This is a genomic window from Hymenobacter lapidarius (genome assembly GCF_001816145.1).
Taxonomy (GTDB): Bacteria; Bacteroidota; Bacteroidia; order Cytophagales; family Hymenobacteraceae; genus Hymenobacter; species Hymenobacter lapidarius.
This window is the reverse complement of the sequence record NZ_MDZB01000093.1, coordinates 1-15,622: the sequence shown is the minus strand read 5'-3', so window position 1 is coordinate 15,622 and position 15,622 is coordinate 1. Positions and strand designations below refer to the sequence as shown.

The window sequence follows — 15,622 nt, the reverse complement described above, 5'->3', positions numbered from 1 at the left end:
ACTAGGTTTGAAGTATTCGACCCCTTCAAGCCCCGCTCGCCATGACAGAACAGACCGTCGCAATGTACTGCTTTATCGATGATTTGCTGACCAAAACCCGCCCCGTGTGGGCCCGGCCGGACGACAAGCGCCGGCACTTGTCCGACGCCCAAGTGCTGACCACGGCCTTGGTCGCGGCGCGCTATTTCGGGGGCAACCTGGTGCTGGGCCGGCGCTACATGGAGCAGCACTGGGGCCAGAAACGCCTGGATAAGAGCGGTTTCAGCCGGCAGCTACACGCCTTGGCCGATACGCTGGCGGGTTTGTTTGCCACCTTCGGCTCCCTGCTCAAGGCCCTGCACACCGATTCGCGCTACGTCATCGACTCGTTTCCGGTCGCCGTATGCCACAATACCCGCATCCCGCGCTGTCAACTACTGACCGGCAAGGCGTACCACGGAAAATGCGCCAGCAAGCGGTGCTGGTTTTATGGCTTCAAGGTGCAGGTCGTGGCCACCACGGACGGGGTACCGGTCGAGTTGTATGTCCACGCCGGCAGCGAGGCCGACCAGACCGGCCTGCGGGCCCTGGCCCCGGACCTGCCTGCGGGCAGCGTGCTCTACACCGACGCCGGCTATACGGACTACGCCGGCGAAGACCTGTGCGAGGAGGCCACCGGCAACCGCCAGCAGACGGCGCGTAAAAAGAACAGCACCCGGCCCCACGCCCCGCACGAAAACTTTCTGCTTCAACACTTTCGCAAATCCATCGAAACCTGTTTCAGCCAGTTGACCGCCCGCTTTCCCAAAAAAATTCACGCCGTCACGGCGGAAGGATTTGTCCTAAAAATTGTTCTGTTCATCTTCGTTCACGCCATCGACAAAGCCGGCATATAGTCCGCAACTTGGGTTAGCTACCAGGCCTCCCCTTACAATACCACGCTGCCGGTCAGGCGGATGTCGCGCGAGGAACTACCCACCAGCACCTCAAACCTGCCCGGCTCCAGCACCCACTGCTTCCTGGCCTCGCTGTAATACTGGAAAGCCTCCGCGTCGAGCACCAGGGTCAGGGCTTTGCTGGCTCCGGGTTGCAGGAATACCTTCTGGAAGCCCTTCAACTCCTTTTCGGGGCGCTTCACCGAAGCCTTTTCGTCATGCACGTACACCTGCACCACTTCGGCCCCGGCCACCGGGCCCGTGTTGGTCACCGTCAGCTGCACGGTGGCGCTGCGCTTGCCGGGCGTCACGGTCAGGCCGTTGTATTTGAAAGTGGTATAGCTCAGGCCGTGGCCGAACGCAAACTGCGGTGCCACTTTGTAGGTGTCGAAGTAGCGGTAGCCCACGTAGATGTCGTCCTTGTAGGTCTGCTTCAGGGGGTTGCCGGGCGTGCTGGGGTACTCGCCCAGCTTGGTTACGGGCGAGTCTTCCAGCTTCACGGGGAAGGTGAGGGGCAGCTTGCCGGAGGGATTCACGTCGCCGAACAGGATATGCGCCAGGGCATTGCCGCCTTCCATGCCGGGGTACCAGGCTTCCACGATGGCGCGGGTTTGCGCGGCCCAGGCCGACACGTCGATGGGCCCGCCGCCCAACAGCACCACCACGGTGTTGGGGTTGGCGGCCAGCACGGCCCGCACCAATTCGTCCTGACCGAAGGGCAGGTGCAGGTCGGGCTTGTCCACGGCTTCGGCGTCGTAAGCGTTATCGCCCCACTTTGTGTAGTCGTAGCCGTGGAACGAGCCCCCCACGAACACGACCACCTCGGCCGCCTTGGCGGCGGCCACGGCCTCGGAAATGAGGGCAGGGTCGGCCTGCTGGCCTTTGGCAATTTTGTAACCCGCGGCGTAGGTGATGGTGGCCGTACTGCCCAATTCGTATTTGAGGCCCTGTAACGGCGTGACTTCGTACTTGGCCCGCAGCTGCGCGCTGCCGCCGCCGCCGGCGTTTTCGCGGGTCGCGTTGGCCCCGATGACGGCCACGGTCTTCACCGTTTTCTTCAAGGGCAGCAGGCCGTCGTTTTTGAGCAGCACGATGCCTTCCTCGGCTACTTTGAGGGCGGTGGCCTGGTGCGCCGCGGTGTTGTGGGCACCCGGCTGACGCTTGACCGGGCCGAGCATGTTGGTGGCGTACATCAGCCGCAGAATGCGCCGCACTTTGTCGTCGAGCAGCGGCAGCAGCTGGGGGTCTTTTTTGATGGCTGCCAAAGCCGGCGCGGCGAGGAAAAACTGGTCGTAGAGGGCGGGAGTGAATTCGGGCTTGAAGCCTTCCACGGTTTGCGCCGTGCTTTTGTAGACCATGTTCAAATCGGTACCCATTTCCAGGTCGGTGCCATTGCGCAGGGCATCCTGGGTGTTGTGTACCGAACCCCAGTCGCTCATCACCACGCCCTTGAAGCCCCACTCGCCTTTCAGGATGTCGTTTACCAAGTAGGCATTTTCGGTGGCGTACTGGCCCCGGAACTTGTTGTACGAGCCCATCAGCGCGTACGCGCCGCCCTGCTGCACGGCCGCCCGAAAGCCCGGCAGGTAGATTTCCCGCAGGGCCCGCTCGCTCATGTTCACGTCGATGTCGTTGCGGTGGATTTCCTGGTTGTTGGCCGCGTAGTGCTTCACGCAGGCCGACACGCCCTGGTCCTGCACCCCGCGGATGTAGCCCACCGCCATCTGGGCCACCAGGTAGGGGTCTTCGCTGAGGTACTCGAAGTTGCGCCCGTTGAGCGGGGCCCGGATGATGTTGATGCCCGGGCCCAGGATAACATCCTTGCCGCGAAAATTGGCCTCGCGGCCCAGCACCGCCCCGTAGGCGTAGCCCAGCTCCCGGTTCCAGGTGGCGGCCAGGGCGTTGTTGGTGGGCAGGTAGGTACTGGCGTTGTGCGGGTTGTCCACGGGCTTCCAGTTTCGGCCCTGCTCGGGGCGCACGCCGTGGGGCCCGTCGGAGGTCATCAGCTCCGGGATGCTCAGGCGCTCGATGCCGCCCGAGGCAAACGCCGAATTGGCATGCACCATCTTGATTTTTTCTTCCAGCGTCAGCTTCTTCAGCAGGGCTTCCACCGCGGCGTCGTTGGCGGTGAGGGGGGGTGATTGGCTGGCCAGCAACGCGGGACGTTTCGGCGGAAACGGGGCGTGGGGTTGGGCCAGGCTGAAGGCGGTGCCGGCACCACACAGGGCCGCGCCGGCCAGGGCTACGAGTCGGAAGGAAGCGAAAGGCATGCGGATGGGTACAAGAGAAGCGTTGGCCGTGGAGGAAGCCAGCCGGCAACTTCACCCACGCAATTCAGCGGGCAGTCAAGCCGGTGAAGCGGCGTTGTGCCCGGGGCTGGCTCCCGACTGCCGGACGGTGCCGCGGAGGAAAGGTAGAGTACCCGGCCAATGGTCGATTCTCTGAAGGGGCTTATCGGCCAGAATTTTTTGCGTAAACGTTTGCGTGAAAAATGGGGACGGGTGCCCGGCTGGGCCTTTCCAGCGCCGGCCGCTTTCGTGTACTTGCGGGCCAACTTCTCCTCGTCAACTAGTCGTTCATTCCCGCCATGCACATTCGTACTCTTGGGCTACTTTTTGGGGCCCTGGCCGCCGCCTTCACGGCGCAGGCCCAAAAGAGCATCTACCACAAAGGCTGGACGGACTTCAACAAAAACGGCCGGCGCGACGTGTTCGAGGACGTAACACAGCCGCTGGAAAAGCGCCTCGATGACCTGCTCGGGCAGATGACACTGGCCGAAAAATCCTGCCAGCTGGCCACGCTCTACGGCTACGGGCGGGTGCTGAAGGACGAAATGCCCACGCCCAACTGGAAAAACGAAATCTGGAAAGACGGCATCGCCAACATCGATGAGGAGCTGAACAGCCTGCGGGAGACGGGGAAAGCCCAGACCAAGTACTCCTACCCGTTCAGCCGGCACGCTTCGGCCATCAACACCATTCAGCACTGGTTTGTGGAGGAAACGCGGCTGGGCATCCCGGTTGATTTCACCAACGAAGGCATCCATGGGCTGTGCCACGACCGCGCCACGCCCCTGCCCGCGCCCATCGCCACAGGCAGCACCTGGAACCGGGCGCTGGTGCGCCGGGCCGGCGAAACTGTGGGCCGCGAAGCCAAGGCCCTGGGCTACACCAACGTGTACGCGCCCATCCTCGACCCCGCCCGCGACCCGCGCTGGGGCCGGGTGGTGGAGTGCTACGGCGAGGACCCCTTCCTCATCGCCGAGCTGGGCAAGCAGATGGTGCTGGGCGTGCAGAGCCAGGGCGTGGCCGCCACGCTCAAGCACTATGCCGTGTACAGCGTGCCCAAGGGCGGGCGCGACGGCAACGCCCGCACCGACCCGCACGTGGCCCCGCGCGAGCTGCACGACATCTTCCTCTACCCGTTCCGGCGCGTGATTCAGGAGGCCCACCCGCTGGGCGTGATGAGCAGCTACAACGACTGGGACGGCCTGCCCGTGAGCGGCAGCCACTACTTCCTCACCGAGCTGCTGCGCCAGCAGTACGGCTTCGACGGCTACGTGGTGTCGGACAGCCGGGCGGTGGAGTTTCTGCACGAAAAGCACCGCGTGGCCACCGACTTCCAGGACGGCACCCGGCAGGCCATGGAAGCCGGCCTGAACGTGTGGACCAACTTCTACAGCCCCGCCGAATACATCACCAACGTGCGCACGCTGGTCACCAGCGGCCGACTCTCCACCGCCACCTTGGACCAGCGGGTGCGCGAGGTGCTGAGCGTGAAGTTCCGCCTCGGCCTCTTCGACCAGCCCTACGTGGCCGACCCCCAGCGGGCCGACAAAATCGTGCACACCCCCGCCGACGACGCCTTCGCGCTCCAGCTCAACCGGGAATCACTGGTGTTGCTGAAGAACAACAAGGGCCTGCTGCCGCTGAAAAAAAACCAGCTGAAAAATATCCTGGTCACCGGGCCGCTGGCGGCCGAAACCAGCCACGCCATCAGCCGCTACGGACCATCGAACAACCCCGTAACCACCGTGCTCCAGGGCCTGCAGTCGGCGGCCGGGCCGGGCATCGCCGTGCAGTACGAGCAAGGCTGCGCGGCCCTGTCGCCCGGCTGGCCCGACACGGAGCTGGTGCCCACGCCCCTCACCGCGGCCGAGCAGGCGGCATCGCGCTGGCCGTGGCCAGGGCCCGCGACGCCGACGTGATTGTGGCCGTGCTGGGCGAAACCGACAAGGCCGTGGGCGAAAGCCTCTCGCGTACCTCGCTGGAGCTGCCCGGCCGCCAGCAGCAGCTGCTCGAAGCCCTGCACACCACGGGCAAGCCGGTGGTGCTGGTGCTCATCAACGGCCAGCCCCTCACCATCAACTGGGCCGAGCGCAACGTGCCCGCCATCCTGGAGGCCTGGTTTCCGGGGCCCTCGGGCGGCCGGGCCGTGGCCGAGGCCCTGTTCGGCGAATACAACCCCGGCGGCAAGCTCACGATGACCTTCCCCAAAAGTACCGGCCAGATTGAGTTCAACTTCCCCTTCAAGCCCGGCTCGCAAGCCGGCCAGCCCAGCGCCGGCGACCCCAACGGCGGCGGCCGCACCAGCGCCAACGGCCCGCTCTACCCCTTCGGCTTCGGCCTGAGCTACACCACCTTCGGCTACTCCAACCTGCGGGTTTCGCCCCACCAGGCCGCCCCCCAGGCCCTGATTGAAGTAACGGTGGACGTGGCCAACACCGGCCCCGTGGCGGGCGATGAAGTGGTGCAGCTCTACCTGCGCGATGTGCTCAGCAGCGTGGTCACCTACGACAGCCAGCTGCGCGGCTTCGAGCGCGTGGCCCTAAAACCCGGCGAAAAGAAAACCGTCCGCTTCACCCTGCGCCCCGACGACCTCGCCCTGCTCGACCGCAGCATGAACCGCGTGGTGGAGCCCGGCCGGTTCGAGGTGCTCATCGGCAGTTCCTCCACCGACATTCGGGCGAAGGAGACATTTGAAAGCATGACCAGATAAACCAGCGGCCCGGATGACGAAGAGACGAAATTGTCTCGTTCACTATGTATCTGAAGCAATCAGTACATGTTATACCGGGCTGAATATCCGGCAATAAGTAGGTCGTTAGAATTACTTTGCATTAAGCAGGTCGAATATCATCTTTCAGACGACACTTTTAGTTGCTTATAAGCATTTTATCTTGATTTCCAAGGTTAAACTAATTTCCCCGACCTAAGTGCTGAATCAAATTTATTTAGTGGATGTCAGATTGTAAACCGGATGGAGTATTGTTGTCCGACCCGGTCGAGGATGTGCCAGACGGCGGTTTTGAGGGTTTTGAAATCGAGGTAGGCTTCGGGGCGCAGCCACTCGTCTTTGACCTTGCGCCAGAGGGTTTCGATTGTGTTGAGGTGGGGGCTGTAGGTGGGCAGGTAAAAAATGTGCACATCCTGGTCTTCCCAGCGCTGCAGGCGTGCCTGAAAGGCGGCGCTGTGGTGGATGCGGGCGTTGTCGAGCACGAGCACCGCGGGGCGGGTGCGCGTGGCGGCCCAGGCGTCGAGCGTGTCGATGACAAAGGCCGTGTCCAGGGGGCCTTCGCGGGCGGCGGCGTGCACCGCATTGGTGGTGGCGTTGCAGGAGCCCAGCACGTTGAAGCGCTGGCTGTGGCGGGGTCGGGTGGCGACGTGTTCGCCGGGGAATTGCCAGCCGTAGGGGATGGCCGAGGTCAGGCAAAAGCCGGATTCATCGCCATAAAACAGGTCCATCGCACCGTCTTTTTCCAGTTGTTGCAAGTGCTGCAACTGGTCCGTTTTCAGGGCGTACGCGTCCGGGTCCTGCGCCTGTTTCAGGCGGTGGCGGAAGCGCCGCCATGTGCCCCCACACTTTTTAAAAAGCGCTTGCGTGTCCGGGGCGAGAAGTCTTTGTCCAGTTCCTGGCGCTTTGTACCCCAAAAAATAAAAATGCCCTTTGTGAAGTCACAAAGGGCATTAATTGTACCAGAGACGGTACTACTCGTCCTCTCCCCATGCCCGACGAGACACCTCTACTTGGCGGGCGATAGTAGTTTGGTTATAACGCAAGGTGGTCTTCGCGTTAACGTGGCCGGTGGCTTGCATGATAAGCTCCAGGGGTATGTCTTTAGCAAAAGACAGGGTTGTGTACGTGCGGCGGGCAGAGTGGCAACTAATGCGTAAGTACTTTTTCTTGGTCACTTTGTGGGGGCGACTGGTTTGGGCGTAGTACGTTATTTGCTCGGTCAACTCGTCAATGCCAGCCAGTTCACAGACAACTTTGATATACTGGTTCAGCTTCGCGTTGCTGATGGGGCGTAATTCCCCTGCCCACCACTTGTTCAGCAACGCCCGGGCTGGTTTGCGCACATACACCGTGGCTTTAATATCGGTCGTCTTCTTGGGAACAAGTTGCAACGTTTCGCCTTTGTCGTGTTCGGGTCGAAGAGTCATAGCATCGCTGTATCGTAGTCCAGTGTAGGCCATCAACAGCCATAACCCCCGCGCATTTTCCAAGTAGGGGGGCAACCCGGTCAAGGCTTCCAATTGAGCTAACTCACCAGTAGTAAGTGCCAGCACGGCTGGTTCCGCAAATTTCCAGCTCCACCCCTTGACATCAATACGCGGAGTACGCTGGTGGTCTGCAGCGTCGGCCAGAAATTCTTTTAATATTTTAAGTTGCTTGTTCACGCTGCTGTCAGCAAGCTTTTGTTCCTCGGACAGATACCCGGCAAACCGGTCCTTCCACTCACGTGTCATGTCGCTGTACTCCAGGGAGCGGGAGGATTTCGCCACAAAAACCGCCAAGTGATTATAGGTTGTCCGGTGCGAGCGAACGGTGTTGGGGCTGTTCTTTTTCTCCATCCTCGATAGATAAGCAAGGAAATCGGGCAGTGGCCGGAACCGTTCCGGCTCAGGGGTACCCGGCACTTCAGGTTCCACAACGGCTCGCAGTTCTTCGGCGGTAGGCAATTTGCCAGCGGCCCGACACTGCGCCCAGTGGTCCAGTAGCCGCTTCGCCATGCGTTCGTTATTAGTATTAATTGCTTTGTTACGTTCTGTTTCGGGCCCGCGCTTGGGGGTTTTTGCCCGCTGCGCATCACCTCCTTCCCACTGGTCAGGATGAATTTTATCACCGGTATAAATGCGGATGCGGGGTTGCCCGTTTTGAGGATTGAACCAGATAAAAAGGGCTGTGGGTTTGTCACCACCGGGCTCTTTCAAGTGATATGAAACAGTTGCCATGACTCAAGAGCATTTTAAATGCTCAAGGTATGGAATTCGTACCATAGGGTACAGCATAGGGTACAAACATTCCGTATCAAAACGAAAAACATTACATAACACTCAAAGCTTATTATCTGAAATACGCGCCCATTGCATGAAAAAGGGGGTTTAGCAGAAAAATCCCGTTAAGATATTTATCAGAATGGGTATAGGTTTTATTCCCCTACGGACTACTAAAAAAGGCCTTCCAGATACCTGGAAGGCCTTTTTGTTTTGCATTTGTGACTGCGCCACTACCTGGGGCTGGCCACTGAGGCCCTGCAAGCAGGCGACAAGCCGTTCGGCTCCCTCTTGGTCGGGGGCGGGGGCGAGGTGCTGGTCCAAGCCCGCAACCGCGTCAAGAAATTGAACACCCTGGCTCATCCTGAGCTGGGGCTGGTGCAGCGGGCGGCCGCTTACCTGGCCCCTGACAAGCGCGCCGCCGCCACGCTCTACACCAGCGGCATCTCGGGCCGCAGCAGCCAGCGTTTCGGACTCATGAAAAAGCCCATTTACTTACTGGAAATGGGCTTTTTTAGTGCTAAATCTCGGCAATTGCCTGTTAGGCGGTGCAGCAGGAACGGAATTCTCGGTATTAAGCTGCCAATTGCTTGTCCAAACAAGCGCTGCGATGCCGTAGCCTATTTGGGTAAGCTACTGGCATCCCGCGTCAACGGAAGTTGACGGCGTTAAGCAGGATGAGGACGTGGTCAACCGTCAGTTCGCCGCGCACAAATTGGTCCAAGAGCATCTGCTCGTAGGGCTTGGGCTCGATGCGGGTGCCTTTCGTAATTCTTAGGATAACCTCAACCATGCGGCGGCGTCCGCATTCGGTAGTCAGGAGCGAGTCATTGTCAACCATAGCATATCGGTTTTGAAGGTTAGTAATTCAAATTTGACACCTGATAATCAACAAAGCAAGCTCGACTGCAAGTATTAATAAATAGAATAGTGCTTATTTTTATAAACAAAGTACTCACATTTGCTTTACAAGGAAGCAATCCTCCTTTTATAGCCTGCTAAATAATTACAAGCGGTGTAAGTTACTCATTTCGGATGAGTTGTCTAACTGGAGACGCCCTGCCGACCAGCCAAAACGGCCCGCCCGCTCGCTCACCAACCGCCGCAACCAAGCTAGAGCGCTATTGTCTGTACTAACAACAGAAGCAGCATGTAGCAGAACATTATTCTGTTTGAAACCGCTGGTTGACAAGTACTACTGCTACCAAGAGACTGACGAGGCACCTCACAGAGGTTCAAAAAACAAACTATTTTTAATATATTTTGATGGTATATCTATTATCCTTTTGGCGATGGTCTAAGGCAGTGTAAGTTGTAATTTTCAATGACAATTTTAATTCGGGTAGTGTGCATTTCCAGCTTTTTACTGAAGGAGCAGGATTTGCGCACGAGCACACCGCAGCGCTGGCGCAGGGAACAGCCCAGGGTTTCGATGACGCTCGTGCCGCCGTCACCCTTCGGGCAGCGGCGGTGCCGCCAAAGCGGCAGCACGCCAACGTGAGCCGGAAACAAGTCGGAAAAGTAGCGGCGTTAGCGCCGGGGCAGCGCCAGCCACAAGCGCCGGGCCGTGGTCGCGTCGCGCCGGCCCAGTACCTAGGGCCACAACCCGCCGGCTAGCCCGCTCAACGGCCAGCCACAGCCAGACTTTGCGCTTTTTGCGGCCCATGAAAGCCCACATTTCATCCAGTTCAAGCGCCTTCCATACCAGCCGCTGGGCTTTTTCGGCTGCAGTCGAGGCAAGGGCGGGCTTGGCTTTCGCGCTTTTTTTGCCAGTTTGGCTACGGTCATGCGCGAGACACCCGTGGCCCGCCCCCTGCTACTTCCGTTCTTGTGCACTTGGTCGCTGGCGCACCGTCCACATAACTGAGTCGTGGGTATCATACTACCCGTACGTTAATCACACCCCACCAAGTGTACAGTCCCAAAGTGAGCCGGGTGGGGTCACGGATAAAGATAGTGGGATTCAGGTGCTATTGTTGGCAAATGAATTCGTGGGGTGTTTTGCCCCGCAGGCGCTTGAGGCGCTTGCCGTGGTTGTAGGCCAGCAAAAAGGCTTGCCGGTGCTCGTTGAGCTGTTCAGTGGTTTAGTAGTGGTACCGCTTCACGGTCGCTTCTTTGAGCGTGCGGTTGAAGCGCTCGACCTGGCCGTTGGTCCACGGGTGCGCGGGCTTGGTGAAGCGGTGCTCGATGCCGTGCTCGTCGCAGGCGCGGTTGAAAACGTGCCGCCAGGCGTACACTTGGTGGGGCATGTTGCCGACCTGCGTCCCGTTGTTGGTCAGCACTTGGTTCGCTGTTTACGGAATAGCCGCCGAGACCTAGCGCAGAAGGTCATCCACCAGCAGCTTCATGGCCCGCGGCTGCAACTCGGCGAAGGCCACGAAGCTGGTGCGGTCGATGGCAACGAATAAGTACACCTGTCCTTCTTAGGTCCACGCTTCGGTCCGCGCTTCGGCAAAATCCACGTGCAGGTAGCAAATGGGGTAGTTCTTGAATTTCTTTTCCGCCGGCTCCGGGTTACTGCCGCAGTTGTCCAATAACTGCCGTAAAGTAATTCTACCATAGGTGCGTGCAAAATTCCAGCCCGGAAAATACAGCACCCCTTCTGGGGTTTTACACCTACATACTTTAGTTTCTGCAGCCGCTTGTGCGCGGCCGGAATGATGCTACTTTCGCTTTGAGCAATTTGCTCTCATCAATTCCTGGCCTCGTTCCCGCATGCTGACATGAAAAAAATCATCTACTCCGTTTGCCTGCTGAGTGCTGGCCTGCTGGCCGCGCAGCCCACGGCGCCGCCCGCCGATGTGGAGGCAATGAAGGCGCAGGCCCAGCAGGACCTGCAAAGCCGCTACAACGAGTACCGGCAAGTGGCCCAGCGCATTTGGGGCTTCGCCGAAGTGGGCTACAAGGAAACCCAAAGCTCGGCCCTGCTGCAGAAGACGCTGCGCGACAACGGCTTTGCGGTGCAGGCCGGCGTGGCAGATATTCCCACCGCGTTTGTGGCTACGTACGGCAGCGGCAAGCCGGTGATTGGGATTTTGGCGGAATACGATGCGCTACCGGGGCTTTCGCAGCAGGCCGGGGCCGAGAAAAAGCCCGTGGCCGGCATCGACGCCGGACACGGCTGCGGCCACAATTTATTTGGCACGGCCAGCGTGGCGGCGGGCATCGAGCTGAAGAAGCTGATGAAAGACGGCAAGTTTAAGGGCACGGTGCGGGTGTACGGCGCCCCGGCCGAGGAGGGCGGCAGCGGCAAGGTGTACCTGGTGCGGGCCGGCCTGTTTAAGGACGTGGACGCGGTGCTGCACTGGCACCCCAGCAACCAGAACCGCTCGATGATGGCCAGCTACATTGCCAACAGCTCGGCCAAATTCCGCTTCCACGGCATTGCGTCGCACGCGGCGGCCTCGCCCCAGCGCGGGCGCAGCGCCCTCGACGGCGTGGAGGCCATGAACCACATGGTGAACATGATGCGCGAGCACCTGCCCCAGGAAACCCGCATTCACTACATCATCACCAACGGCGGCAAGGCCCCGAACGTGGTGCCCGAATTTGCGGAGGTGTACTACTACGTGCGCCACCCCAACCGCTCGGAGGTGAAGGACGCATTTGCCCGCGTGGTGAAGGCGGCCGAGGGTGCTGCCATGGGCACCGGCACCACCGTGGACTACGAAATCATTGGCGGCACGCACGAACTGCTGCTCAACGAGACCCTGGCCCGGGCCCTGCAGCTCAACCTGGAGCAGGTGGGCGGCGTGACCTACAGCCCGCAGGAGCTGGCCGTGGGCAAGCAGCTGCAGGCCTCGCTGGGCTTTGCGGCGCCGCCCGTGGAAGAGGCGGCCACCGTGCAGCCCTTCGCCGTCACGGATGGGGGCGGCAGCTCCGACGTGGGCGACGTGAGCTTTGCGGTACCCACCGTGGGCCTGCTGGCCGCCACCTGGATTCCGGGCACGCCGGCCCACAGCTGGCAGGCCGTGGCCTGCAGCGGGCAGGAAATTGGCTCCAAGGGCATGATGGTGGCCGCCAAAACCATGACCCTGACGGCCATCGACTTATTCACCAACCCAGACCTGCTCGAAAAAGCAACCGCCGAGTTCAAGCAGGACGTGGGCACCTACGTGTACAAGCCGCTGCTGGGCGACCGCAAGCCGGCCCTCAACTACCGCGACTAGCGCGGCGGCACGGCTTGCCTCCCGCCGGCCAACCGGCTGATGGTAAGCGCCTCCTGCCTCGCAACTTTCACATAGCCAACCTTTGCCGCGGGGCGGGGGTACAAACGGACGGGCCGCCTGACGTAAAAAACAAGGCCTGCGCGGTATGCTAGAAAAGGTGCAGCAGTGGATGGAGCAGTTCCCCGACACCATGGTGGGAGTGCTTGTGGTGGTGGGCAGCGTGGTGGGCGGCCTGCTGCTGAAATACCTGATTGCGGTGGTGCTGCGGGCCTACGAGCGGCGGCAGGCTTCCCTGCTGGTGGCTTCGGTGCGGCGGCATCTGGCCCACCCGGTGAGCTACTTTTTTCCCATCCTGCTGCTGTCGCTGCTGCTGCCCCTTGTGCCCCTGGAAGCCCGGCCGTTTGAGCTGCTGCGGCGGGTGGTGGAAATTGCATTCATCGCCAGCTTTGCCTGGGGGCTGATGCGCGCCCTGGAGGTGGTCGAGGACCTGGTGCTGGCGCACTACTCATTGTCTGGGGGCGACAACCTGCAGATACGCAAGCTGTTCACGCAGTTGCAGTTTGTGAAAAAGCTGGTGGTGTCGCTCATCTTTTTCGTGGCCGTGGCCCTGGTGCTCATGAGCTTTGCCACGGTGCGGCGCGTGGGCACGGGCCTGCTCACTTCGGCGGGCATTGCCAGCGTTATCATTGGCTTTGCCGCGCAGCGCTCCATCAGCAACCTGCTGGCGGGCTTTCAGCTGGCGTTCACCCAGCCCCTGCGCATCGATGACGTGCTGGTGGTGGAGGGCGAGTGGGGCCGGGTGGAGGAAATTACCTTCACCAATGTGGTGATGGCCCTCTGGGATGAGCGCCGGCTGGTGCTGCCGCTCAACTACTTCATCGAAAAGCCGTTCCAGAACTGGACCCGCAACAGCGCCAAAATAATGGGGACGGTGTACCTGCAGGTAGACTACACGGTGCCGGTGGAGGCCATTCGGGCCGAGCTGCAGCGCATAGTGAAAGCGCACCCGCTCTGGGACAAGCGCGCGTGCGTGCTGCACGTCACCGATGCCAAGCAAAGCACTCTGGAGCTGCGCGCCCTGGTGAGTGCCGCCGACGCCAGCGCAATGTGGGAGCTGCGCTGCGCCGTGCGGGAGCAGCTGGTGGCGTTTGTGCAGCAGCAGTACCCGGAATGCCTGCCCAAAATCCGGGCGCGGCTGGACGGCGCGCCGGGCCCGGCCGGGCCGGGCGAATGGGGTTAGGCAGCCCCGCGCCGGCAACCCCACCCCCGTTCGCCCGTATTTTTAAGAGCCCGACAGGTGACTGCCGGGCTTTTTAGTATCCGCTGCTGTACTCGTTTTCCTGCTATGACTGCAATTCCTCCTTCCCTCACCAAGCACACTTACGACATGGGTCTGGTGGGCAACTGCGCCTTCCTGGGCCTCATTCGCAAAGACACGTCGGTGGCCTGGCTGTGCTGGCCGCGCTTCGACAGCAGCTTCGTGTTTGGCAGCCTGTTGGACTCGCGCAAGGGCGGCGAGTATAGCGTATGCCCGGCGCGCGGCCAGGCGTTCGAATCGCACCAGTACTACCGGGAAAACACCAACGTGCTGTGCACGGAAATCACCACGGCGGAGGGCCGCTACCGCGTCACGGACTTTGCGCCGCGCTTTTCGCAGTACGAGCGGTACTACAAGCCACTGATGTTTATCCGGAAGCTGGAGCCGCTGGACGGGACCCCGCGCATTCGGGTGGTGTGCCAGCCCGTGGGCGACTACGGCACCCGGGAGTTGCACCGCCGCCGCAGCTCCAACCACATTGCGTTTCTGGGCCTGGAAGAGGAAATTCGCCTCACTACCAACATCCCGCTCACCTACGTGCTGGATAGCGACGAGTTTGCCCTCAACGAAACCAAGTACCTGGTGCTCACCTACGGCGCGCCGCTGGAGGCCCCGCTGGAAAGCACGGCTGAGCAGTTTTTGCGCAGCACCGTGGACTACTGGCGCAAATGGATAAAGAGCACTAGCATCGGTGACTTCTTTCAGCAACAGGTCATCCGGTCGGCTTTGGCCCTGAAAATTCACCAGTACGAAGACACCGGCGCCATCATTGCGGCCACCACCACCAGCCTGCCCGAGGCCCCCGGCAGCACCCGGAACTGGGACTACCGCTACTGCTGGATGCGCGACACCTACTACATCCTCACGGCCTTCAGCAACATCGGCCACTTCGAGGAGATGGAGCGGTACTTCCACTACATCGCCAACATTTCTACCAACATTTCTACCAACATTAAGGACAAATACCAGCCGCTGTACGGCATTAGCGGCACGTCGGCGCTGGTGGAGCAGGAGCTGGATTTGGAAGGCTACCTGGGCAACAAGCCGGTGCGCATCGGCAACGATGCCTACACCCACATTCAGAACGACGTGTACGGGCAGGTGCTGGTGGCCCTGCTGCCGCTCTACGTGGACCAGCGCTTTGTGGACCCCGAGCGCACCGCGCCCGAAAAGCTGGTGTACGAGGCCCTGCACCTCATTGAGCAAACCATGGACCTGCCCGATGCCGGGCTCTGGGAGTTCCGGCACATTGCGCAGTACCACTGCTACACGTACCTTTTTCACTGGGCCGGCTGCCACGCCGCCCGCCAGGTAGCCTTCAAGCTGGGCAACGCTGAGATGGAGGCGCTGGCCACCAAGCTGCAGCTCGAAGCCGAGCGCCGCATTGAGGCCTGCCTCGACGCCGAGCGCGGCGTGTACACCAATGCCATCGGCTCCACGCACCTCGACGCCAGCACCCTGCAGCTCATCCTGATGGGCTACCTCGACCCATCATCGGAGCTGGCCCATACCCACCTGGCTGCGCTGGAAAAAGAGTTGATGACCCCCGAGGGCCTGTTTTACCGTTACCGCCACCCCGACGATTTCGGCACCCCCGAAACCACCTTCCTCATCTGCTCCTTCTGGTACGTGGAGGCCCTGGCCTGCGTGGGCCGTGTGGACGACGCCATTCGGGAGTTTGAGAAGCTGGTGGGCTATACCAACCACCTGGGCCTGCTCAGCGAGGACGTGGACGCCCGCACCGGCTCGCAGTGGGGCAATTTCCCGCAGGCCTACAGCCACGTAGGCCTGATGAACGCCGCCTTCCGCATCGCCAAGAAGCTGGACAAGCCTAACTTTATTTAGGGTCCGTGTTCTTGAATCAAAACGTCATGCTGAGCTTGCCGAAGCATCTCGCGTGCCACCACTAATTCAAAAGACTGAGCCGTCGTCGCGGAGCACGGT

13 protein-coding genes are annotated in these 15,622 nt (G+C 60.9%); 7 read left to right on the top strand and 6 right to left on the bottom strand.

Features of this window, described 5'->3' with window-relative positions:
* The first annotated feature begins 41 nt into the window (after nucleotides 1-41).
* On the top strand, nucleotides 42-875 hold the full coding sequence (locus BEN47_RS06970) for an IS982 family transposase (RefSeq protein WP_070726635.1): 834 nt from the start codon (nucleotides 42-44) through the stop codon (nucleotides 873-875).
* A 32-nt stretch (nucleotides 876-907) separates the two neighbouring features.
* Here BEN47_RS06970 and BEN47_RS06965 read toward each other — a convergent pair whose 3' ends face one another.
* On the bottom strand, nucleotides 908-3,184 hold the full coding sequence (locus BEN47_RS06965) for a glycoside hydrolase family 3 C-terminal domain-containing protein (protein WP_083322204.1): 2,277 nt from the start codon (nucleotides 3,182-3,184) through the stop codon (nucleotides 908-910).
* Nucleotides 3,185-3,501: 317 nt separating this feature from the next.
* Here BEN47_RS06965 and BEN47_RS22005 point away from each other — a divergent pair, with 317 nt between their 5' ends.
* Nucleotides 3,502-5,121 carry a glycoside hydrolase family 3 protein gene (locus BEN47_RS22005; RefSeq protein ID WP_317039480.1) on the top strand — a complete coding sequence of 540 codons (1,620 nt, stop codon included), beginning with the start codon at nucleotides 3,502-3,504 and terminating at the stop codon, nucleotides 5,119-5,121.
* The gene (locus BEN47_RS22845; RefSeq protein WP_369073813.1) at nucleotides 5,007-5,912 is read left to right on the top strand and encodes a glycoside hydrolase family 3 C-terminal domain-containing protein; all 906 of its coding nucleotides are present in this window, start codon (nucleotides 5,007-5,009) and stop codon (nucleotides 5,910-5,912) included. Before BEN47_RS22005 ends, BEN47_RS22845 begins: the two co-directional genes overlap by 115 nt.
* Before the next feature lie 245 nt (nucleotides 5,913-6,157).
* Here BEN47_RS22845 and BEN47_RS06955 read toward each other — a convergent pair whose 3' ends face one another.
* Both BEN47_RS06955 and BEN47_RS06950 read right to left on the bottom strand, forming a co-directional pair.
* Nucleotides 6,158-6,844 carry an IS630 family transposase gene (locus BEN47_RS06955; RefSeq protein WP_125921551.1) on the bottom strand — a complete coding sequence of 229 codons (687 nt, stop codon included), beginning with the start codon at nucleotides 6,842-6,844 and terminating at the stop codon, nucleotides 6,158-6,160.
* Nucleotides 6,845-6,901: 57 nt separating this feature from the next.
* Entirely contained in the window at nucleotides 6,902-8,149 is a 1,248-nt protein-coding gene (locus tag BEN47_RS06950; protein ID WP_083322202.1) for a tyrosine-type recombinase/integrase, read from the bottom strand.
* A 387-nt stretch (nucleotides 8,150-8,536) separates the two neighbouring features.
* On the opposite strand from BEN47_RS06950, the gene BEN47_RS20880 reads away from it, so the two are divergent.
* Complete coding sequence (locus BEN47_RS20880; RefSeq protein ID WP_125921550.1) at nucleotides 8,537-8,854, top strand: hypothetical protein; 318 nt, start codon at nucleotides 8,537-8,539, stop codon at nucleotides 8,852-8,854.
* On the opposite strand, the gene BEN47_RS06940 is transcribed toward BEN47_RS20880, so the two are convergent.
* The 3 genes from BEN47_RS06940 to BEN47_RS20185 form a co-directional block, all read right to left on the bottom strand.
* The gene (locus BEN47_RS06940; protein ID WP_070726629.1) at nucleotides 8,841-9,032 is read right to left on the bottom strand and encodes a hypothetical protein; all 192 of its coding nucleotides are present in this window, start codon (nucleotides 9,030-9,032) and stop codon (nucleotides 8,841-8,843) included. The two genes, BEN47_RS20880 and BEN47_RS06940, sit on opposite strands and share 14 nt — an antisense overlap.
* Nucleotides 9,033-9,641: 609 nt before the next feature.
* A complete protein-coding gene (locus BEN47_RS22840) occupies nucleotides 9,642-9,857 on the bottom strand; it encodes a hypothetical protein (RefSeq protein WP_204378287.1) in 216 nt (71 codons plus the stop codon).
* A gap of 418 nt (nucleotides 9,858-10,275) precedes the next feature.
* Nucleotides 10,276-10,473, bottom strand: a complete 198-nt coding sequence (locus BEN47_RS20185) for an integrase core domain-containing protein (protein ID WP_083322200.1) — start codon at nucleotides 10,471-10,473, stop codon at nucleotides 10,276-10,278.
* A gap of 441 nt (nucleotides 10,474-10,914) precedes the next feature.
* On the opposite strand from BEN47_RS20185, the gene BEN47_RS06930 reads away from it, so the two are divergent.
* The 3 genes from BEN47_RS06930 to BEN47_RS06920 all read left to right on the top strand — a co-directional run bounded on the left by BEN47_RS06930 (nucleotide 10,915) and on the right by BEN47_RS06920 (nucleotide 15,523).
* Nucleotides 10,915-12,360: an amidohydrolase gene (locus tag BEN47_RS06930; protein WP_070726628.1), complete on the top strand. Its 1,446-nt coding sequence runs from the start codon at nucleotides 10,915-10,917 to the stop codon at nucleotides 12,358-12,360.
* Between the two features lie 145 nt (nucleotides 12,361-12,505).
* Nucleotides 12,506-13,600 (top strand): mechanosensitive ion channel family protein, encoded by a 1,095-nt coding sequence (locus BEN47_RS06925; protein ID WP_070726625.1) that lies wholly within the window; start codon nucleotides 12,506-12,508, stop codon nucleotides 13,598-13,600.
* A gap of 105 nt (nucleotides 13,601-13,705) precedes the next feature.
* Complete coding sequence (locus BEN47_RS06920) at nucleotides 13,706-15,523, top strand: glycoside hydrolase family 15 protein (protein WP_070726623.1); 1,818 nt, start codon at nucleotides 13,706-13,708, stop codon at nucleotides 15,521-15,523.
* The last annotated feature ends 99 nt before the right edge of the window (nucleotides 15,524-15,622 follow it).